A 21,662-nucleotide genomic window follows, 5' to 3' on the forward strand; every position below is an offset into this window, starting at 1 on the left:
AAGAACATCAAAAGGAGAAAAGATAATGTTTTTCAGAAAATTTGCTTACACGTTAGTGATCATCCTCGCTGCATTATTGTTCTCAGGTTGTACTTCTCAGTCACTGCTTGATCTCGGCTCACCTCAAGTACCGGAGGATATGGGATTTGATGAGGTTGCCAATTATATCTCGGAACATCATGAACTTCCGCCCAATTACATTACCAAAAAAGAAGCCAGGGAATTGGGCTGGGAACCAAGTGAAGGGAATTTACATGAAGTCGCTCCAGGCAAAAGTATCGGCGGTGACGTGTTCAGAAACCGGGAAGGGCTACTACCCAACAAAAAAGGCCGGATCTGGTACGAAGCCGATATAAATTACTCAGGAGGACGGCGCGGAAGCGACCGAATTCTATACTCGAATGACGGTCTAATCTACCAGACGACAGATCATTACAAGTCATTTGAACAGTTAAAATAAACGGAGGAAATGATATGAGCATCATTCAGATTAACGGAAACGACTTTCACAGCAAGGAAGAGCTTCATCAAATTTTGCAGAACCAGCTTGAGTTAGACGAGAGCTATGGAGGCAATTTGGACGCTCTATGGGATGTCTTAACTGGGGCTGTAAGCATGCCGCTTACTGTTCAATGGATTGGTTTTGAGAAAAGCAAAGAGATTCTTGGAGATTACGCTGACCAAGTCATGGAATTGTTGCGTGATGTGGAAGGTGAGATCCTAGGATTTACGTTGGAATTATATTATTGAAAAGCAGATTTGGCTTTATGAGGCGATGGGCAACCATCGCTTTTTTGGTCTTCACATTTTTACTGAGACACATGTCTAGATCATGCTATTTTTATGGCTTAATAATCAAGGTTGGGGTGATTAGACTTCCTTATACTTTAAACATGGAATAGGGTAGGCAGGATTGTAATCGTTTACTAACGATTGAATATGTAAGCGTATACTATTTCAAAGTGAACCATCGTAATGTCTGGATTGGTTATTACGACTAACACCATTTAGGGGGCAGAAAAATAATGAGAGCTATTTCAAAAATGCTAGGAGCATGTCTCGTAACAAGTGTTGTGTTAGTTTCCGCCGGTTGCGGAAACGCTGGAGAGAATTCTGAATCAAATACGAGTGACCCCAACAGCCCAATTACATTTACCTTCTTCGGTGCAGATGCAAGTCCCAACTGGAACAAAATGCAGGATGCGGTAGGGAAGAAAATTACGGAAGAAACCGGTGTAAGTATTGATGCAGAATTCGATATTTCGAGCGGAGGCGGAAACGACCGCATTTCATTGATGGCTGCCAGCGGCGATTATCCGGATTTGATTTTCCCCAAAGGTAACTTGACCAGACTCGTTGATGCCGGGGCAATGATTGATTTGACGGATCTGATCGAAGAACACGCCCCCAACTTGAAAAAGATCTACGGTGAGCACTTCAATCGGTTGAAATACAGTAATGACGATCCTTCAATCTATTGGATTCCAACGAATGGTGCGATCGATCAGGTCAGCTTTGATGCGACGAATGGTACCGCCATTCAACATCGTGTAGTCAAGGAACTCGGGTATCCTGAGATCAAAACCTTAAACGATTTCGAAAATGTGCTACGTGAATATTACGAGAAACATCCGACCACAGATGATGGCCAACCCACAATTCCGCTGACGCTTAGTGCAGATGGATGGCGGCGAATGATCACTGTTACTGATCCAGCTGTAATGTCTACTGGAGGACCTGGAGATGGTGAGTATTTCATCAATCCGGACACCTACGAAGCCGTTCTGCATTACAAACGTCCCGAGGAGAAGGAATATTTCCGGTGGTTGAACAAGATGTACAATGAAGGCTTGCTGGACAAGGACAGTTTTGTTCAGAAGGATGACCAGTATAAGTCCAAAATCGCCAGTGGTCGCGTGTTATCCTTGCTTGATCCAAGCTGGGGATTCAGTGATGCGGAAAATGCTTTGAAAAGTGCAGGAAAAGATGATATGACCTACGGATTCTATCCGGTAACGTTAGATGACAGTTTTCAGCGTAAAGATTTCCAGAATATTGGCTTTGATGGTTATGGCATTGGCATTACAGTCGATTGTGAAGATCCTGTCCGTGCCATCAAATTTTTGGATTGGATGTCTTCTGAAGAAGGGCAAGTATTGAGAAACTGGGGCGTTGAAGGCGAGCAATATAACGTGGAAGACGGTGTTCGCACCATCCCGGCCGATGTACAGGAACGTAAAAACAAAGACAATAACTCATTCACCAAAGAAACCGGAGTAGGCTTGTATTACATTTTTGGTGCTCATTACGGGGATGGCGTCAAAGATTCAACGGATAACTACTATACAACGAATTATCCTGAACAGATTCAGCAAAGTTATTCTGATGAGGAGAAAGAAGCTCTGAAAGGTTATGGCATCACTACATGGAAGGACTTGTTCCCTTCCGAAGAGGAGTTTCCGGTGAAAGAGTGGGGCGCTGCTTACAATATGCCGATTCCTTCGGATAGCGGGGATTATAATGTTGTGTATCAGAAAACGCAGGATATTATTCAGAAACGGATCGCCGAAGCGATTACATCCTCTCCAAGTGCCTTTGAAGGCATATACGACAATATGATTACCGAACTTGATAATGCAGGTGCAGTAGCCATGGAACAGCAGTATACGGAGTGGATTAAAGATCGCGTTAGACTGTGGACGGGAAAAGAGATCAATTAACTAACGTATAATTACAATAATGAGTTGTTTGCAGATCCGAAATATATCAAGAACTAAAAAACATCGAGCCATGCAGGATGGCTTGATGTTTTTTAGTTTACATTGAATGAGCTCATCATTATCTTGGCAGTGCTTCCATTGCATCACGTCTTTGTTTGATATATCTACCGGGGGAGATGCCGACCATTTTGGTAAAACTGCGAATAAAATTGGCATAGTCACTAAAGCCCGATTGAAAGCATGCATCCGTAATACTCATTCCTTCAGACAGGTGGAATTTGGCCCGTTCAATACGACGACCCAAAATGTAGGAACGGATTGTTAATCCAGTATGCTTTTTGAACTGGCGGCTGATATAAGTACTGTTCATGTAGAACACTTCGGCAAGTTTGCGAAGTGTAATATCTTGATTCAGATGTGTTTCAATATAATCCATGGTTTCACGAACCAGTTCAGGCATAATGTCATTGGGAACAAAGGAATTGTTATGAAACCAGACGTTAATCATGACCAACAATTGGGCTACGGCTGCATTTATTTTGATATCGGTGCCATAAGCATCGGAAGCAAGCAATCTTTCCAGTTTGTTCGTACATTGCAGCATCTGCTTCAAGTTATAGTCGTCTAAATGCACGATGTTGCCTGTTCCTTTGGGGCGATGATCAAAACATGATGATAGATTGGTTGATGGTGTGGAAAGCTGAAATAGATATTTTTTTTTGAGATTGATTGTAATTCGCTCATACTCAGATTCATCCAGAATAAAGGCTCGGTGCATCTCCTCGGGTGACATCACAAGCAGATCACCAGGCTGTACATGGTAACATCGATTTTCTACATAAAAGTGAACGTTGCCACGAAGAAACAGGTAGATCTCGTATGCATTATGGCGATGATAGATCGTTTCCAGCTTATACGTCGTTACGCTGTGTAGATATAAGAGCTCAGGCTGGATGGGATCATAAAAACACTCAGAGGATCCACTCATGAAGTACCTCCCGTCATTTCACGCAATAAATAGAGCGGTTAACGCAATGAAATTGTACTCAGCTTACCTTAAAATGTAATCATCCTATCATGATACCTTTTGTATTGCAAACGCTTTCTCGTAAAAAGGCACAACTAAAAACAGTTATAGGGGGATTCTTTTGATGAATCATCATTCTACACCACAAGCTGGTGAGCAAAAGCAAGATCAATCTGCCAATCTGGAGAGTATTCCAGGGGAGATTGGAAAGCTTCGTCCCAACGGTAACCCTCTGGTGGCCCACAAATTCGGAGCCGATCCCTATGCTTTGGTATTTAACAATCGAGTCTACTTATATATGACTAGTGATAAGCTGGAATATGATAAAGACGGCCTTCCTCAGAAAAACAGCTACAGTTCAATCAACCGGATTACGGTCATTTCTTCGGATGACTTAATCAACTGGACCGATCATGGAGAGATCAGAGTTGCTGGACCTCAAGGCGCAGCAACATGGGCTTCGCAATCCTGGGCCCCGGCAGCTGCTCATCGAATCTTGGATGGAAAGGACTGTTTCTTTCTTTATTTCGCCAACAATGCCAGTGGAATAGGTGTACTGTCTGCACCCACACCTGTAGGTCCATGGATAGACCCTATAGGAAAAGCACTTATTACAAGAGAGACTCCGGGAGTGGAAGAAGTCACCTGGTTATTCGATCCAGCTGTTATAGTAGATGATGATCATCAGGCTTACATATACTTCGGGGGTGGGATTCCGCAGGGGAAAGCAGAAAGACCTGATACGGCAAGAGTTATGCGATTGGGAGATGATATGATCAGCGTTGCAGGCACAGCGAAGGTGATTCAGGCGCCTTATATGTTTGAAGATGCAGGGATACATAAATATAATAATAATTACTACTTTACGTATTGTTCCAATTTTGTTGAGGGTGATCGGCCAGAGGGCAGTCCACCCCCCGGTGAAATTGCATATATGACCAGTGTTCAGCCGATGGGGCCATGGACATATCAGGGAACGTTGCTCCAGAATCCGGGCCACTTTTTTGATGTTGGCGGCAATAACCATCATGCTATATTCCAACTGGCCGATCAGTGGTACGTTGCCTATCATGCTCAGACACTAAGCCAGGCCATGAATATTCCCGATGGTTACCGTTCAACACATCTGAATCGAGTCGAGCATGATGAGGCCACGGGTAAGATCCGGAAGGTACATGCAGATTATCAGGGCGTAGATCAAATCAAGTGCTTCAATCCTTATGAGTGGGTAAGCGGTTCGACGATTGGATGGAGCAGCAGAGTAACAACAGAGCAATATCTTGACTCTGCTGAGATATCTGGATCCGATTCGAATATCATGTCCGCTAAGCTGCAAAATGACAGTTGGATAGCTGTATCCAAGGTCGACTTTGAAAGTGAAGGATCCACAACCTTTACAGCTATTATTGCGAATCAAGGAAGCGAAGGTACGTTGGAACTTCGGCTTGATCGTGCAGACGGACCGTTAATAGCCGAAATCATTGTTCCGCCTGCGACCGGATCTCTTCAATGGATTGAACTAACAACGAAAGTTACGGGTGCAAAAGGTGTACAAGATTTGTATATTAAGCTTAAGAATTCAACAGACAGCTCCATCATCCTTTTAAGAGAATGGAAGTTTAACAGAAAAAATGAGGTGTAATTGAAACATGTATCCAAATCCGATTATTTGGGCTGATTACCCGGATCTTGACGTTATTCGTGTAGAGGACACATATTATATGGTTAGTACAACCATGCATATGATGCCGGGATGTGTCATCCTGCGTTCATATGACCTGATCCATTGGGAAGTAGCCACATATGTATACGACACATTGGACGATACACCTGCACAGCGGCTGGTGGATGGTCAGCACATTTATAGCAAAGGCATGTGGGCTGCATCGCTCCGCTATCATCAAGGGATGTTCTATGTGATCTTTGTGGCGAATGATACCCGAAAAACATACTTGTACACGTCACCCACCATCTCGGGAGTGTGGAAAAAACAAGTAGTCGAAGGGTTTTACCATGATTGCTCCTTATTTTTCGACGATGATGAACGAGCATATCTTGTGTACGGGAATACCGAGATCTATCTGACCGAATTAAGCTCTGATCTGTCAGGGCCGAAACCTGGCGGAGTGCATCGCTTGATTGTAAAAGACGAACAGCCTCATCACCTTGGTTATGAAGGAGCACATTTCTACAAGATCAATGGGAAATATGTTGTATTCCTGATTCATATTACGAAAGCTTCCGGACGGAGAACACAGGCGTTTTATATGGCAGACTCTCTGGAAGATGTCTTCACTGGTGGAGAAGTATTCAATGACGATATGGATTATTTCAATTCAGGTATTGCTCAGGGGGGTATCGTGGATACGCCGGATGGAGACTGGTATGCAATGCTGTTTCAGGATCATGGGGCTGTTGGCCGGGTTCCTGTTTTGGTTCCTCTACACTTTGATCAAGGTATACCGGTCTTTGCAAGCAAAGCGCCGAAGCAGATTGATATCCCAAGCACGAGACCAGAGCACCGTTATAACCCGTTAGTGGGTAGCGACAGTTTCAATTATGAACCCGCGGAAGATGGAAGCATCCGACTCCGTGATTTTTGGCAATGGAATCATACACCTAATCATGAACTCTGGTCCGTCACAGAGAAACCGGGGGTGTATCGTATTCGAACGGGACAGATCAGCCCAAATCTGACGTTCGCGGTAAATACTCTAACCCAGCGTTCAATGGGGCCCGCTTGCGAAGCAATAGTTACGCTTGACGGCAGTCGTCTGAATGATGGGGATTATGCCGGGTTGTGCTTTCTGATCGGTTCGTACGGTATGATCGCTCTTACGAAGCAGGATAGCAAGTTTTACTTGGTCATGCATGCCAGAGATAGTGAGGATTCCACCATATTTGGCAATCTGATCGACCAAAAGCCAGCCACTGAACATGAACGTATCCCGGTATCAGATCCAGTAGTTAAACTAAAAGCATTCGGAAATTTTGAGAACAATCTGGATGAGTGCTCTTTTGCCTATTTCGATGGGGTTGAATGGAGAGATATAGGGATTGTCCACAAAATGATATATAAACTGGATCATTTTATGGGTTGCCGAACGGGGTTGTTTGTATATTCAACTGAAATAGCTGGAGGAACAGCTGACTTTTCGAATTTTGAATATCGCGTGATTAATCCTGTTGAGTAACAATGAAAACACGTAAAAGCCGCCCAACGGCGGCTTTTCGTATTCAATGAGTATAAGTTGTTGTACAATGATATGGATTAAAGTTGACAGAGAGAAGAGAGTTGTTCAAACCGAACTGGGGGCATGTCGTCATGTATAAGAGATGTCTGGACATAACAAAATGGACCTTCATTCTGTTCCTTGCTGTATCCATACCAGCAGGTCATACCGAAGGTAATACCAAACAACATCATCCGCAGCAAGATGGGCAGCAGATTCAACTTCCCGCTACGTTTGAGAGGTATTCTCCTCCCATCGTGGTCTCTTTTGTCAGGGAAACTGGAGATGACCTTGAGCGCATGATTAGTCAGTTACCTGGTGAGACGATACTGGATAATCGCTGGACTCGTTTGTACGAGAAAGAGCTAGGTATTCAAATTCACTATGACTGGACTGCTAATGGAGATGTATACAATCAGAAGTTGGGTGTATCCCTCGCTGCAGGACGTTTTCCAGATGTGGTGAAAGTTAATCCATATCAACTTAGACAACTGAGCAACGCTGGAATGATCGAAGATTTAACTCATGTGTACCAAGAGTATGCTTCCCCACTTACAAAGAGTATATTGGAGGCGGAGGGAAGAGGCGCATTTGATGCGGCAACCATTGATGGCAAACTCATGGCTATTCCCGAATCATCTTCCTCCATTGAGACAGCGCAGTACCTGTGGATTAGAACCGATTGGTTGGAGCAACTGGGGCTACGGCCGCCTGAAACGATGGAAGAGCTTCTCCAGATTTCGAAAGCGTTTACAGAGGAGGACCCCGACGGGAACGGAGAGCAGGATACGTACGGGCTTGCGCTAACAAACCATCTATGGGATCCAGTTATGGGAGCTGCAGGGTTGATGTCCGGCTACGGTGCCTACCCTAATATATGGGTTAAAGATGCAGAAGGAAACCTCACTTATGGAGGCATACAGCCTGAAGTTCGGGAGGCTCTGAAAGTACTGCAAACGTTGTATCGTAAAGGCCAACTTGATCCGGATTTCGGTTATAAAAGTGGAAACAAGGCGTTTCGTCTAGTTCAAGATGGAAAAATAGGGATGCTTTACGGCGAACAGTGGACATCCTTTATGCTTCAGAGCACCCGTGATACAGATACAGATGTAGAATGGCAGGCATATCCCATTGTTGCCAAGTCGGACCGGAGTCTGTTCGTACCGCTACGTTCCAACACTGGGCAATACTTTGCTGTAAAAAAGGGCTTCTCTAATCCGGAAGTAGTTGTAAAGCTCATGAATCTGCATCTGGACATTAACTGGGGGGATCAGGCAGAGTATGAAACATACTACAATGACGACTCCCGAGCTGTGTGGATGCTTTCACCAGTAACTCCTTTTCCTGGTAATAAAAATATAGATGCATACAAACAAATTCGGGATGCCAGAAGTACAGGAGACTTCTCGGCTCTGCAGAATGAAGCTCTCGCCATTCACAAACGCATTGTGGCCTATGAATTGGAAGATGTAGAGAGCGGCTGGGGTTGGAAACAAACCTATGGGCCTTCGGGTGCTTTTAGCATTGCAGATTCTTACGAAAAGAACGGCCAACTTCTCTATGATCAATTCACGGGCGGAATTACGGACACGATGGTTGATCGACAAATTATTCTTCGGGATCTTCAGCTTGAAGCCTATATGAACATTATTCTAGGCAGGTCGATAGATGAGTTTGATCAATTCGTTGAGAACTGGCGCAAGCTGGGGGGAGATCAGATCACATCGGAGGTTAACGCGTGGTTTCGCACCAGCAAGCCAAAGGAGCGCTAATGTTCACTTTATTCTTACAAGGAACCCACTCAGCCCTTGGCATTGGAGGTGAATGTATTGATCAAGATCCCTGCTAAATCATGGTTTAACAGTATATTTGCGCGATTAATAATCACCTATCTGGTATTTGTACTCCCCCTTATTCTTCTTGGCGTGTATCTGTATCATTGGAGTTATGACAATGCAAGCCAGGAAATATCGTTGTCAACGGAAAGACGATTGAACCAATATGTGGTGGAATTGAACAGAGAGATAGAATGGATGGAATTACAGCAGTTTGATATCGTTGAGGATCGAAAACTCAATCGTCTGGCCATTCTCTGGGACATGATGGATCAGGTTGAGCGGCGTGATACATTAAATTACCTGACTGAACGACTCGCTTCATTCAAGAATAGCACTGCTTATATCAAAAACGTTCATGTACATATCCCTTCTGTTGGCAAGAGTATATCCGCGATCCAAGGCATCGACGATTTCGATAAAAGTTCATATCTATATTTCAGTTCAGGCATGCAAGGAAAAGGTACACGTTTCACTGTGAAAGAGGACGCCTTGAACTTAAGTGCCGTCAGGCTGACAGGCACGAGAGGAGAACCCCCGCTTTTTGTCATTCAAGTGGAGTTGGATACATACCATTTTCAGAATGAACTCACACGGCTTAATTTGTACCCGGAGAGTTCAACTTTTCTGATTGAGGACAAAACGGGGCATGCCATCACAGATAAACATCAAGCTAGTATTATTCTCGCGAATTACCGTGAGCACAGTGTAAAGGGTACACTTGATGGCTTTCGGATGAAAGTCGAGGACACCATGTACCATGTTAGTCAGTTGCATATGGACTCCCTGGGCTTATCCGTAGCTACATATCTACCTGAGGCAATTGTTACCAAGCCACTTAGCAAGTTCTATCATTGGGCTTGGCTGTTTGCAATTACATCATTTGTTGCCATCACGGCGTATCTCTATTCAAGTTACAAGTTGATTCATATCCCGTTACTGTTGTTGGTGAAAAGATTCAAAAAAATGGAGGGAGGCATGCTTGATGTCCCCATTGCGCATAACCGAAAGGATGAATTTGGCTTCCTCTACACCCGTTTCAATCTAATGATTGAAAATCTTCAATCCCTTATCGATCGAGATTTTAAGAAAACACTGATGATGCAGCGGGCCGAGTTGAAACAGCTTCAATCGCAGATCAATCCTCATTTTCTGTACAATAGCTTCTTTATTCTGAATTCACTGGCAAGGACAGGAGAAACCGAACGTATTGAGCAATTCACGAACATGCTCGGAGAGTATTTCAGGTTCATTACCCGGAATGAAACAGATCATGTGAAGTTGAAAGTGGAAGTTGAGCATTCACGAATCTATACAGAGATTCAACAATTACGATTCTCCAGACGAATTAAAGTTGATTTTGGGTCACTACCTGTTGAGATGGAACATATTAAAGTTCCCAGACTCATTATTCAACCCATTATTGAGAATGCCTACGAACACAGCCTTGAAAAGAATACGGACTCCGGACTTCTAATTATTGGGTTTAATATGGAAGGTTCATATGCCGAGATCACCGTAGAGGATAATGGTAATGAGTTGGAAGAGCAACACATTCAAACTCTTCAACAACGCTTGCATAAGGACGGAGGTACAGACGAAATGACCGCATTAATAAATATTCATCGACGTCTGGTCCTGACGTATGGAGAAGGAAGTGGCCTTTTCCTATCCAGAAGTGAACTACAAGGGTTAAAAGTCACAATTCGAATCCAGTGGAAAGAGGGAGAAAACGAATGTATCGACTTTTGATTGTAGATGACGAGGAGATTATTACGGATAGTCTCTATGAAACGTTCGCCAGACATATACCCGACCAGCTTGACGTATGTAAAGCTTACTCTGCAACAGAAGCATTGTCCTGGATGCAACGTTCGAGAATTGACATTGTTCTAACGGACATCCGCATGCCGGGCATGAGTGGCTTGGAACTGACAGAGCGGATTCAAGCCAGTTGGCCGAATTGTCGCGTCATTTTTCTGACAGGACATAGCGATTTTGATTATGCTTATCAAGCTTTTCAGATGGCGAATGTGCGTTACTTGCTCAAAACGGAAGGTTATGACAAGGTAATGTCAGTTGTAGAAGATGTGATGGAAGAGATCCGGCGAAGTCACAGCATGGTTGAGTTGTTGGAACATTCTCATAAAGTTAATTCGCAGCTTGCACTGATACAGCAAAAAGAGTATTTGCGGAAACTACTTCAAGACTGTACAGCAATTATAGATTCTACTATGGATATGCAGGACGAATTATCCAAACGAGATATAAAATTACAGATCAACTCGCCTGTTTATCTCATATTGGGGCGGTTCAATAATCCACCAGAAAAAGGTTCGGACCTCACACAAGTTCAGGAATCTGTACGCATTATCGGCTCATCTCTGATGAATGAGCGTACAGTGTGCGCAAGTGTAACGGACCATTATGGGGATACGATCTGGCTGCTTCAGCCGAAGCAGGAGGAAGAGATGACTAATGATAAACTTGTGCGATTTCTAGAAGGTACACTGGAACTGGTGCAGGAAGCATGCATGGTCTCACTCGGCGTATCCATTGCTTTTTCATTAAGTAGTCGAAGCTGCAATTGGTCCGAGTTAACCAAACAATATGAACGTCTGAGATTACTCCAGTGGATGAAAATTGGGGATGGTGTATCCATGGTACTCACGGATCATCGCAATGATCTCTCATCTGATGTACCCAAAGAATCCATGCGGATCTCAAACCGGATCGAGATTATGTCAGGATATTTGGAAACGGGAAGAATTCAGCCATTTTACGATATATTTGAGGAGCTTGCAGGCGAACTGCTGCAACAGGAAATTACGATGGAACGTGCCATGGAGACATACTACAATCTGGCCTTATTATTGCATTCAACGATCAATCGCTGGGGTCTTCAACAGAAGATCCCGGATCAACGAAGCTTGCTGCACTTAGGGGAGTATACATGCATGAAGGATGCAGTACAATTTCTATATCGTGCTGCCGATGAATTAGTCCGCTACAAAAGATCAAATGAACAGGAACGCGCTAACGTTGTAATTCATTCCTTATGCAGTTACGTCAAGGAGAACCTGGAGAAAGATCTCTCTCTGGTGAGATTGGCAGAACTTCATCATTTTAATCCATCCTATCTGTCGCGATTCTTTAAGCAGGAAATGGGAATAAACGTGTCAGAGTTCATTGACGACTGCCGAATACGGAAAGCCAAAGAATTGCTTCAGAACACAAATCTTATGGTACGTGAGGTCGCACTTCAAGTGGGGTATGAGGCTGCACATTCGTTTACCCGACTTTTTAAGAAAATAACGGGAATGACTCCCCAAGAATACCGGGAATCCCTTTTGGTACGTTAATGGTGAATACTCTGGAATTGACCAAACCCAAACAACCACAAAAAAACGCAGGAAGAAGAATACATCCTACGTTTTTTTGTGGTTATTATCTAATTGATAAACAAACCGATTGGGCAATCCACCTTTAGGCCGTGTGGATTTTTTGTCTTCTATAAGCATTGGGACTCGATCCGGCATACGCTTTGAACTTTTTATAGAACCAATCAATATCCTTATAGCCTACCTCAATAGCAATCTCATATATTCGCAGATTCGTGGAAGACAATAACTGCTGGGCCTTTTCCATACGTTGCTGGAGCATATAATCATTGAAAGACATCTTCTCTTCCAACTTGAACTTCTGTCCAAGGTACGCACAGTTAAAATGAAGCATGTCAGAGATCTTCTTCAGCGTGATTTCATCACTCAGATGATCCCGTACATAGGCCTTGACGATACGAATAACATGACTGGAGTGCATGGGTTTACCATTCATTTGAACGGGTGTTTTGAAGAACGACGACGTTTTGTGTGCAGGGTCGGTTTCAAGGTGGGATCTAAGTCCATGCAGACTGTTAAGTAAAGAAGAGGGACTAACAGGATACGGGAGATAATCATTTACCTGATACGTCAGGGCTTTGCGTACGAACCTGAAGTGATCTCTTCCACCCATAAGGAGGATAGGTATCTGACTTTTTTTTCGAATGTCGTTGCATAACCAGAGCCCCGCGGTATCAAACCTCTCTGTATGTACCATAACAAGGGAAAAGTCTCGTTCTGACAATGCGGTCAAAGCCTCGGCCGATGAGAACACACAATTTGCGATAGTATATTGAGCTTTGCTCCGTAGCAACATCTGTTGCAACTCTCCGCACAAACGACGGCTGAAATCCACAAGTAAAATATCATACATGAAGCAATACCTCACCTTCTGCTGAATTGTAATGCGCTAGATTAACTGAAATTTGACTTAATTTCATTATGGTAATAAAAGAAAGCGCATACAATGTGCATATTTTTGTAGACAGTGCATTTCTTTACCAATTAAAACCTATAATGCAATTTGCTTGAGCAAAATTACGCAAATCTATATTCAGCCCGGGTAAACATCTGTATTCTGGCAGGTTGTTTGCGCTTTTATTTGGACGATACACTGTGATAGCAAACGACAATCAGGGGGGAAGACGATGAGAAAAAACAAGTTCATGTTACTGAGCCTGGTATTTGCGGTCTTGTTGGTGATTGCTGCATGCAGTTCTGCACCTACCGCTCAACCCGAGCCGGAAAAGACAACACCACAGGAGGAACAAAAACCCGCGGAAACCGAGCCCAAGAATGAAAACTCCACGCCAGAAATGGATTTTGACATGGGCGGCAGAACCATCAAGGTTGTTGCTTGGTGGGACATGGAAATACAGGGGAACAACCCGGACAACATTCAACGCCTGGAGAATCTCGAAGCGCTGAAGAAAAAACACAACTTTAATATTGAATATGTTTCCATCGATTTCGGTGAATATCAGGAAAAAGTAGTTGCTTCCCTGATGGCCGGTGAACCGCTTGGCGATCTGGTGAGACTGGGCAAAAACTATGCCATTCCGGCATTGACCAAACAGGATCTGTTATGGCCGGTGGATGATTATATTAAAAACGACAAGGTATTCAACCAAAAAACAACCAAGGAATACATGCAGTATGAAGGCAAAGGTTACGGCTTTACCGAGGACCAGTCCTCGTTCATCAACGGGATTTTCTATAATCGTACACTCATGCAAGAGCTCGGCTTGAAGCCACTTCAGGAGTATGTGGATGCCGATGAATGGAACTGGGATACATTCCTCAGCGTTGCAAAGCAAGCGAACAAGGATCGAAACAATGATGGCAAGCTGGATACTTGGGGACTCGCTCAAACGGGCTTGCTGGAACCGATTCTGTATTCCAACGAGGCTTCTCTGACCAAAGATGATAAGCAGAACCTGGAAGATCCAAAAACGAAAGAAGCGTTGAACTTCCTGTCCAAACTGGCTACCGAGAAGGTCGGCAGAGCTTCTGAGGGCGGCGATTGGACAGAGCCATCTACGTTCTTCCGTCAAGGCAACACCTTGATGTATTCAGGTGCCATGTACGAAGTCGAAGGTATTATGACGGATATGCAGGATTATGATATTGGTTTTGTACCGTTTCCAAAAGGTCCAAGTGCAACAGCGTATCACTCCGGTGAGTCACGTTACCAAGCTATAACGATTCCAAAAGCGGTAGAGAATCCGGAACAATTGATGTACATCTGGGAGAAAATTAACGAGATCGATTCGATCTATGAGTATCCGGGACAATCCACACTGGAGACACATCTGACCGATGAAGCAGATATCAACAACGCCAGAGAGGTCGCGGAAGGTATGTTGGTTCTCGACCATAACACATTCCCGTCCTTGCCGTTCTGGGACTTTGATGGGGAGCTCAAAGAAGGGGTATCCGTATCTACGCTGATCGAGAAATACAAGGCTCCTTTCCAGGCTGCGATTGATGAGGTTTACAAATAAGTATTACGTTACACGGGCAGAACGCACCAGTGAAGGTGCGGTCTGTCCGGGTTAGTCAATCGTTCAGTTCTCTCAACGCTTACAGGAAAGGGGATACATTCAAACATGCGGTCACGTAAGAAAAAGGGACTAATCCTGGTGCTTGTCCTGGCCTTGGTGCTCTCCATATGGACACTATATCCATCGCGGGATCGTAATCCGGGAACGGTACATGCGCTTGAGGACTTTGAGGCGGTATCGGGAACCGAGGATTCATTCAGTTATGAGCATTATCTGACTGCTCATGACAATACGGCCAAACCGGGTGAAATTGTACGCATCGAAGGCGAATCTTATGTTCAGGCAGAGGATGGGGAATTTGAGGTTGTGCAAGGGTACGCCGGATTAGATGGAAATGCCGTAATTACGCCGGAAACTGGAACCATTCGTTGGGATGTTCCCGTTCAAGTGAGCGGTTTGTACAACATTCGCATTCACTATTATCCCGTAGAAGGCAAAAGCTCCGGGATCGAACGTAGGCTTGAGCTTAATGGTAAGGTCCCGTTCAGAGGGGCCGATATTCTTCTGTTTGACAGGGTATGGGGGAATCGCGAGGATAACGTCCGGCAGGACGATCGTGGCAACGAGCTTAGACCAAGACAAGTAGAACAGCCTGAATGGCAACTGACTTCCTTCAAGGACAGCGCAGGGTACTTCGAGGAACCGTTTCAGTTTTATTTTGAAAAAGGCAGTCAGAAGTTATCGCTCACTTCATTAAGAGAAAGCATGGCGATCGATTATATTGAGCTATATCAAGAAAGCGAAGTTCCTTCCTATGCAGAGCTGGAGCAGACCTATGCCTCACTCGGCTTGAAACAATCGGCTCCTGTCATGTTGAAAGTTCAGGGGGAGGAAGCTGTTAGCAAATCATCTCCTACACTGGCACCAATCTCGGACCGATCAAGTCCTTCACTCGAGCCTTATAATGTATCGAAAATTCGGATGAACGCCATCGGGGGCATTAACTGGAAACTGCCGGGCGAATGGATTGAATGGGAAATTGACGTGCCTGAAGACGGACTATATCAACTGGCGCTTAAGGTGAAGCAGGATCAATTGCGTGGCATCTATGCCACCCGCAGTCTGACGATTAACGGCGAAGTACCGTTTAAGGAAATGAAACGCATTCGATTTAATTACAGCCCGGCTTGGCAAACTCAGGTGTTGGGTTCGGGAGAGGATAAGCCATATCAGTTTCATCTTGAAAAAGGGAAACACCGAATCCGAATGACGGTTACACTTGGCGACATCGCTCCGCTGCTGCGGACCGTGGAATCCAGCGTGCTGGAACTGAATGAGATGTATCGCAAAATATTAATGATCACCTCCAACAGTCCGGACCCACTGCGGGATTACCAGCTGGAACGGCGTATTCCGGAGATGACGGCGGTGTTTGAACGACAAGCTGACACCTTGCGCTCCGTTGCAGATTACCTGGAAAAGGCCACGGGTGAGCAAAGTGACAAAGTGGCCGTACTTCACGCTATGGTATTGCAACTTGAAGATATGGCGGCCAGACCAGAGACGGTTCCCAAACGGCTGGATACGTTCAAAATTAACGTAGGTGGTCTCGGCACATGGATTCTATCGGTACGTGAACAGCCGATTACGTTGGATTACCTTGTCGTATCTCCGCCGGGTGAATCGCTGCCAAAAGCGGAAGCGAGCACCGTCCAGCAGGTGAAGCACGAACTGGGTGCATATGTTGCCTCGTATACAGAAGATTACGACAGCATTGGCAACGTGGAACAAAAGAAGGATGCCATCACCGTATGGATCACGACCGGACGAGATCAGGCCCAAGTACTGAAAGGCATGATCGACGATTCGTTTACCCCGGATACAAATGTGTCCGTGCAGTTACGTCTCGTTCCGCCTAATATTTTGCTGCCCGCAACACTCTCGGGGGAAGGACCGGATGTAGCCATGCAGATGGGCGAAGACATTCCGGTGAACTATGCGATGAGGAATGCAACAGCGGATCTGAGCCAGTTCCCCGATTTCGAGGAAATTTCGGGCAGGTTCCGTGAAAGCGGATTGACGCCTTACCGCTATAACGACGGGGTATATGCCCTTCCGGAGCAACAGCATTTTCCAATGCTCTTTTACCGCAAAGATATTCTGAATGAACTGGGCCTCGAACCACCGAAAACGTGGCAAGACGTATATAACGCCATCGCTGTGCTGCAGAAGCATAACATGGAGTTTTATCTGCCGATTGAGGATACGCTGAACAATGCCAACCTGGTTCCGAATTCAACCTTTGCGATGTTGTTATATCAGAATGACGGAACGTTCTACAGCGAAGACCAGAAGAAAAGTGCACTGGATTCGGAGATTTCAATGGACGCGTTCAAACGCTGGACGCAATTTTATACCAATTACAAGTTTCCGCTCAAAGCCGACTTTCCGAACCGCTTCCGTACCGGGGAAATGCCGATCGGGATTGCTGATTACACCACGTATAACATGCTGACGGTTATGGCTCCGGAAATCCGCAATCTCTGGGACTTTACGATTGTTCCGGGTACACAGCTTCCGGATGGGTCCATACGGCATGAAGTGGCCAGCGCTACGAGCGCGGTGATGATGCTCGAAAATGCCGACAACAAGGAAGCGGCGTGGAAGTTCATGAAGTGGTGGACTGATGATCAGACCCAGATTGAATACGGGAGAGAAATGGAAGGTCTTATGGGAGCGGCTGCCCGTTACCCGACGGCCAATATCGAAGCCTTGAAGCAATTGCCTTGGCCTGTGAAGGATTATCAAAATCTAGAGAAACAATGGGAATGGGTACAGGGAATCCCACAGCTTCCTGGAGGTTATTTCACGGGACGACATCTGGACAACGCCTTCCGCAAGGTGGTCAATGCTAATGAAAATCCGCGTGAAGCCTTATCGGACTATGTGTTGTACATTGATGATGAAATTGAGTTGAAACGCAAGGAATTTAATCTGAAATAGAGGAAAGGGAGGGTAACGGTTGCAAGCTAAAACTACCAAGACAGCCGCCGCTCCTGCCGTCCATACCCGCCAGGTCGGCTGGTGGTCCCTATTGAAGCGGGATCTGTATCTTAGCAGGCATTATTATGTATTGATGGCACCGTTTATGCTGATTTTTTTCATGTTTACTGTCATTCCGGTCGGCATTTCACTCGGGCTCAGCTTTTTTCACTTCAATATGCTGGAGCTACCGCGATTTGTCGGCTGGCAGAACTATTCCCGGCTTTTCCTGAACGATGACGTATTTCTGATCGCGCTCAAAAACACGCTGCTTTTTGCCGTGATTACAGGCCCTATCAGTTATATTGCCTGCTTTTTGTTTGCGTGGATCATCAATGAGCTGTCTCCTAAAATTCGAGCGGTCATGACGTTGGTTTTCTATGCCCCATCCATATCGGGCAACGTCTTTTTCATCTGGCTGATCATCTTCTCGGGTGACAGCTACGGGTATATGAACGGCTTCCTAATGCGCCTTGGCGTCGTACTGGAACCGATCCAATGGCTCGCAGACGAGAAGTATGTACTGGCAATCGTCATTATTGTACAGCTGTGGCTGAGCCTGGGAACCAGTTTCCTGGCCTTTATTGCAGGACTGCAAACCATTGATCGTTCTCTGGTTGAAGCAGGAACCGTAGACGGGATCAAAAACCGCTGGCAGGAGCTCTGGTACATCACCTTGCCTTCGATGAGACCGCAGCTGATGTTTGGTGCGGTAATGCAGATTACTGCTTCCTTCGCCGTAGCTGAGATCTCCATCGCACTGGCAGGTTTCCCGAGCGTAAACTATGCGGCACACACAGTTGTCACGCATCTGATGGACTTCGGAACCATTCGTTTCGAGATGGGGTATGCCTCGGCCATCGCAACGGTTCTGTTTGCCCTGATGCTGGGTACAAACGTTTTCACGCAAAAAATGCTTAGAAAGATAGGTGAATGACGATGACCAGCAAAGTACGTGCCGTGTTTGGCATGCCAAAAAGGCTCAATCGGTCATTTACCGTCAGCCTGATGTTATTTGCATTGCTGGGCGTGTTCGGCTCCTTTATGGTGCTTCCGCTCATCTATGCTGTCAACAATGCATTCAAGCCGCTGGATGAGCTGTTTATTTTTCCGCCGCGCTTCTGGGTGAACAATCCGACAACGGAGAATTTTGCCGATCTGATCAACCTCATGGGCAATTCGTGGGTGCCGTTATCCCGCTATATTGCCAACACATTGCTCATTACGATACTTGGCACAGCGGGGCATATCCTTCTTGCATCTGCAGCGGCTTATCCGCTGGCGAAATATCGTTTTCCGGGTTCCAAAGTGTTGTTCACCATTGTCATTCTGTCCCTGATGTTCTCGCCGCATGTTACGGCGATTCCGAACTACATGGTCATGTCCTGGCTTGGCTGGATTAACACTCATGCGTCCATTATTGTGCCATCACTTGCGTTCTCGCTGGGACTTTTCCTGATGAAACAGTTCATGGAACAGATTCCCGATGCTTTGCTGGAGGCAGCCAAAATCGACGGAGCCAATGAATACCGGATATTCTGGAGCATCGTGATGCCTAATGTGAAACCGGCATGGCTCACGCTCATGATCCTTCAGTTTCCAGCGTTATGGGGAACGGATGGCGGGAGTTTCATTTACAGTGAAAATCTCAAAACACTGCATTATGCGCTCAGTCAGATTGTGCAGGGAGGGATTGCAAGAGCCGGTGTTGGTGCGGCTGTTGCCTTGCTGCTGATGATCGTACCGATCACTCTGTTTATCATCTCTCAGAGCAGTGTTATGCAGACGATGGCCACTTCGGGCATGAAAGAATAGAAAGGAGGCAGCGAGGTGCGGAGAAGCACATGGAAAAAACGTAAATCGATCATCATGGGCATGATCTGCCTCCTGTTGTTCGTTCAAGAGGCGCCCTACGTGAGTGCAGACGGTAAAACGGATGCGTATCATTATTCATTCTGGGGTGACGCAGTTCCGGCACCGGCGGCATATGAGGCAACAACCATTATCACCGGTAAGAAGCTGAACACAACTCCTATGAAAGAGCCTAGCGACATGCATGTTACCGCCAATCAGCACGTCTTTGTGCTCGATTCGGGTAACGGCCGCATCATTGAGATGGATCGCAACTTCAAGCTGGTACGGACGATTGATTCATTTGAGCAGGAAGGCAAGGAAGATCATTTTAAAAATCCACAGGGATTGTACGTCACGGAAAAAGGTCATCTGCTGGTCGCTGATTCGGATAATCACCGGGTGGTGCATCTGGATGAACAGGGGAAGCTGGTCAAGATTGTGTCTGAACCGAAATCGGATCTGTTAAAAGCAGACTTCCAGTTCAAACCGATGCGCATTGTTATGGACAAAGGGGAGCGTATCTACGTCATGGCCGAAGGCGTATTTGATGGATTCATGGAGTTCAGCGCCGACGGTACATTCTCTTCCTTCATTGGAGCGAACAGAGTTCAGGTGGACCCGGTGGAGTATCTGTGGAAACGGTTTGCAACACGGGAGCAGCGCAGTCAGATGGTGATGTTCACTCCAACGGAATTTACCAATCTGGATATGGATGAAGAGGGCTTTATCTACGCCACTAGCGGGGATCGCGGTAAAGATCCGGTCAAGAAGCTGAATGCCCAGGGTACAGACATTTTGCGAAGAGAAGGCTATCAGACTCCGCAGGGGGATTTGCTGTATACCCAGGAAGCAGGACCATCCCGCCTGATTGATGTGGATGTGGGTGACAGTGACATGTATTCCGTACTGGACTCCAGCAAGGGCCGAATCTTCACCTACAATGGAGACGGATACCTGCTCCATATTTATGGCGGCATTGGTAACCGATTGGGCCAGTTTAATACACCTGTTGCTCTGGAACGTGCGGGAGACCGGATGTTAGTTCTGGATAAAGCGCTGGGTGAAATCACCGTCTTTCAAACAACTGAATACGGACGTACGCTCCACGAAGCGGTGCGCAGCTATTATAACGGTGATGAAGATCAATCTTCGGTGCTGTTTGCCCAAGCTGCCGAGATGAACGCTAACTTGGAATATGCGTATGCGGGAATTGGCAAAGCACTGCTTCGTCAGAAGGAATACGCCGAGTCTGCGAAATATTTCAAGCGCAGCATGGAGCCCAAAGGGTATTCCAAAGCTTTTCTTTTGTACCGCAAAGAGCTGATGCGTGAGCATTTTTCATGGATGATGTCCGGTATATTCCTGGCTGTCGCTGCGATTGTCACCGTCATCATCGTTCGCAGGCAGAAAAGGAGGACTACGAATGCAGGCATCAAGTAAGCAACTATACCAGTACCCGCTGCATCTGATTTTTCATCCGTTTGACGGATACTGGGAATTGAAGTATGAACGGAACCAGAGAAACTCACTGCTGATTGCTTTCATGATCCTGGTGCTTCTGGTCATCACCAAAATTTTGCATGCCCAGTACAGCGGTTTTCTCATTAATCTCAGTAATCCAAAGTACCTGAACAGTCTGCTCGAAATGTTATATGTCATTATACCGGTACTGTTTTGGTGTGTGGCTAACTGGTCGTTAACCACATTGATGGACGGGGAAGGCAAGTTCTCCGAAATTTTCATGTCAACGTGTTTTGCACTGGTACCGTTGTTACTCATTCATTTTCCATGGATCTGGCTGAGTCTTGTGATCTCTGCGCAGGAAACTGCCTTTTATTATTTCTCCAATGCACTCGCCGTTGCGTGGACGGTATATCTGTTATTTGTGGGAAATATGACGGTTCATCAGTACACACCAGCCAAAACGGTGCTCACGATGCTGCTGACACTTGTAGCGATGGCATTTATGGCATTTCTATGCCTGTTATTCTTTAGTCTTGTACAGCAGATTGTATCGTTTGTCGTAACCATCTATCAGGAATTAGTGCTTCGGGGCTAAGGGAGGAG

At 45.6% G+C, this 21,662-nt stretch carries 16 protein-coding genes; 14 read left to right on the forward strand and 2 right to left on the reverse strand.

The window, feature by feature from the left end; all coding sequences use genetic code 11:
• The first annotated feature begins 25 nt into the window (after positions 1 to 25).
• The 3 genes from J2X75_RS07110 (at position 26) to J2X75_RS07120 (ending at position 2,720) form a co-directional block, all read left to right on the forward strand.
• Complete coding sequence (locus J2X75_RS07110) at positions 26 to 460, forward strand: ribonuclease domain-containing protein (RefSeq protein WP_310335291.1); 435 nt, start codon at positions 26 to 28, stop codon at positions 458 to 460.
• Between the two features lie 14 nt (positions 461 to 474).
• The gene (locus J2X75_RS07115; protein ID WP_076212098.1) at positions 475 to 750 is read left to right on the forward strand and encodes a barstar family protein; all 276 of its coding nucleotides are present in this window, start codon (positions 475 to 477) and stop codon (positions 748 to 750) included.
• Between the two features lie 275 nt (positions 751 to 1,025).
• Complete coding sequence (locus tag J2X75_RS07120) at positions 1,026 to 2,720, forward strand: ABC transporter substrate-binding protein (protein ID WP_310335295.1); 1,695 nt, start codon at positions 1,026 to 1,028, stop codon at positions 2,718 to 2,720.
• 118 nt (positions 2,721 to 2,838) lie between these two features.
• On the opposite strand, the gene J2X75_RS07125 is transcribed toward J2X75_RS07120, so the two are convergent.
• Complete coding sequence (locus J2X75_RS07125) at positions 2,839 to 3,708, reverse strand: helix-turn-helix domain-containing protein (protein WP_310335297.1); 870 nt, start codon at positions 3,706 to 3,708, stop codon at positions 2,839 to 2,841.
• Between the two features lie 163 nt (positions 3,709 to 3,871).
• On the opposite strand from J2X75_RS07125, the gene J2X75_RS07130 reads away from it, so the two are divergent.
• The 5 genes from J2X75_RS07130 to J2X75_RS07150 all read left to right on the forward strand — a co-directional run bounded on the left by J2X75_RS07130 (position 3,872) and on the right by J2X75_RS07150 (position 12,177).
• Positions 3,872 to 5,389, forward strand: coding sequence for a glycoside hydrolase family 43 protein (locus J2X75_RS07130; protein ID WP_310335299.1), 1,518 nt, complete (start codon positions 3,872 to 3,874; stop codon positions 5,387 to 5,389).
• A gap of 7 nt (positions 5,390 to 5,396) precedes the next feature.
• Positions 5,397 to 6,941: a glycoside hydrolase family 43 protein gene (locus J2X75_RS07135; protein ID WP_310335301.1), complete on the forward strand. Its 1,545-nt coding sequence runs from the start codon at positions 5,397 to 5,399 to the stop codon at positions 6,939 to 6,941.
• Between the two features lie 131 nt (positions 6,942 to 7,072).
• Entirely contained in the window at positions 7,073 to 8,752 is a 1,680-nt protein-coding gene (locus tag J2X75_RS07140) for an extracellular solute-binding protein (RefSeq protein WP_310335303.1), read from the forward strand.
• Between the two features lie 48 nt (positions 8,753 to 8,800).
• On the forward strand, positions 8,801 to 10,567 hold the full coding sequence (locus J2X75_RS07145) for a sensor histidine kinase (protein ID WP_397383499.1): 1,767 nt from the start codon (positions 8,801 to 8,803) through the stop codon (positions 10,565 to 10,567).
• Positions 10,552 to 12,177 carry a response regulator gene (locus tag J2X75_RS07150; RefSeq protein WP_310335307.1) on the forward strand — a complete coding sequence of 542 codons (1,626 nt, stop codon included), beginning with the start codon at positions 10,552 to 10,554 and terminating at the stop codon, positions 12,175 to 12,177. Before J2X75_RS07145 ends, J2X75_RS07150 begins: the two co-directional genes overlap by 16 nt.
• Positions 12,178 to 12,301: 124 nt before the next feature.
• Here J2X75_RS07150 and J2X75_RS07155 read toward each other — a convergent pair whose 3' ends face one another.
• Positions 12,302 to 13,069 carry a helix-turn-helix domain-containing protein gene (locus J2X75_RS07155; protein WP_047842955.1) on the reverse strand — a complete coding sequence of 256 codons (768 nt, stop codon included), beginning with the start codon at positions 13,067 to 13,069 and terminating at the stop codon, positions 12,302 to 12,304.
• A gap of 274 nt (positions 13,070 to 13,343) precedes the next feature.
• Here J2X75_RS07155 and J2X75_RS07160 point away from each other — a divergent pair, with 274 nt between their 5' ends.
• The 6 genes from J2X75_RS07160 (at position 13,344) to J2X75_RS07185 (ending at position 21,654) form a co-directional block, all read left to right on the forward strand.
• The gene (locus tag J2X75_RS07160; RefSeq protein ID WP_307536562.1) at positions 13,344 to 14,699 is read left to right on the forward strand and encodes an extracellular solute-binding protein; all 1,356 of its coding nucleotides are present in this window, start codon (positions 13,344 to 13,346) and stop codon (positions 14,697 to 14,699) included.
• 105 nt (positions 14,700 to 14,804) lie between these two features.
• Positions 14,805 to 17,702 (forward strand): extracellular solute-binding protein, encoded by a 2,898-nt coding sequence (locus J2X75_RS07165; RefSeq protein ID WP_310335312.1) that lies wholly within the window; start codon positions 14,805 to 14,807, stop codon positions 17,700 to 17,702.
• 19 nt (positions 17,703 to 17,721) lie between these two features.
• Positions 17,722 to 18,678 carry a carbohydrate ABC transporter permease gene (locus tag J2X75_RS07170; RefSeq protein WP_124114701.1) on the forward strand — a complete coding sequence of 319 codons (957 nt, stop codon included), beginning with the start codon at positions 17,722 to 17,724 and terminating at the stop codon, positions 18,676 to 18,678.
• Positions 18,679 to 18,680: 2 nt separating this feature from the next.
• Positions 18,681 to 19,556 (forward strand): carbohydrate ABC transporter permease, encoded by an 876-nt coding sequence (locus J2X75_RS07175; protein WP_026081082.1) that lies wholly within the window; start codon positions 18,681 to 18,683, stop codon positions 19,554 to 19,556.
• 15 nt (positions 19,557 to 19,571) lie between these two features.
• A complete protein-coding gene (locus tag J2X75_RS07180; RefSeq protein WP_076331157.1) occupies positions 19,572 to 21,035 on the forward strand; it encodes an NHL repeat-containing protein in 1,464 nt (487 codons plus the stop codon).
• On the forward strand, positions 21,019 to 21,654 hold the full coding sequence (locus J2X75_RS07185; RefSeq protein ID WP_036670948.1) for a YIP1 family protein: 636 nt from the start codon (positions 21,019 to 21,021) through the stop codon (positions 21,652 to 21,654). The genes J2X75_RS07180 and J2X75_RS07185 overlap by 17 nt, the downstream gene beginning before the upstream one ends.
• The last annotated feature ends 8 nt before the right edge of the window (positions 21,655 to 21,662 follow it).

Source organism: Paenibacillus sp. 2003, assembly GCF_031455635.1.
Lineage (GTDB): Bacteria > Bacillota > Bacilli > Paenibacillales > Paenibacillaceae > Paenibacillus > Paenibacillus amylolyticus_B.

Bases quoted from the DNA above. Each gene is read 5' to 3' on its own strand.
- J2X75_RS07110 (WP_310335291.1), top strand. From the start codon at position 26: ATGTTTTTCAGAAAATTTGCTTACACGTTAGTGATCATCCTCGCTGCA.
- J2X75_RS07115 (WP_076212098.1), top strand. From the start codon at position 475: ATGAGCATCATTCAGATTAACGGAAACGACTTTCACAGCAAGGAAGAG.
- J2X75_RS07120 (WP_310335295.1), top strand. From the start codon at position 1,026: ATGAGAGCTATTTCAAAAATGCTAGGAGCATGTCTCGTAACAAGTGTT.
- J2X75_RS07125 (WP_310335297.1), bottom strand. From the start codon at position 3,708: ATGAGTGGATCCTCTGAGTGTTTTTATGATCCCATCCAGCCTGAGCTC.
- J2X75_RS07130 (WP_310335299.1), top strand. From the start codon at position 3,872: ATGAATCATCATTCTACACCACAAGCTGGTGAGCAAAAGCAAGATCAA.
- J2X75_RS07135 (WP_310335301.1), top strand. From the start codon at position 5,397: ATGTATCCAAATCCGATTATTTGGGCTGATTACCCGGATCTTGACGTT.
- J2X75_RS07140 (WP_310335303.1), top strand. From the start codon at position 7,073: ATGTATAAGAGATGTCTGGACATAACAAAATGGACCTTCATTCTGTTC.
- J2X75_RS07150 (WP_310335307.1), top strand. From the start codon at position 10,552: ATGTATCGACTTTTGATTGTAGATGACGAGGAGATTATTACGGATAGT.
- J2X75_RS07155 (WP_047842955.1), bottom strand. From the start codon at position 13,069: ATGTATGATATTTTACTTGTGGATTTCAGCCGTCGTTTGTGCGGAGAG.
- J2X75_RS07160 (WP_307536562.1), top strand. From the start codon at position 13,344: ATGAGAAAAAACAAGTTCATGTTACTGAGCCTGGTATTTGCGGTCTTG.
- J2X75_RS07165 (WP_310335312.1), top strand. From the start codon at position 14,805: ATGCGGTCACGTAAGAAAAAGGGACTAATCCTGGTGCTTGTCCTGGCC.
- J2X75_RS07175 (WP_026081082.1), top strand. From the start codon at position 18,681: ATGACCAGCAAAGTACGTGCCGTGTTTGGCATGCCAAAAAGGCTCAAT.
- J2X75_RS07185 (WP_036670948.1), top strand. From the start codon at position 21,019: ATGCAGGCATCAAGTAAGCAACTATACCAGTACCCGCTGCATCTGATT.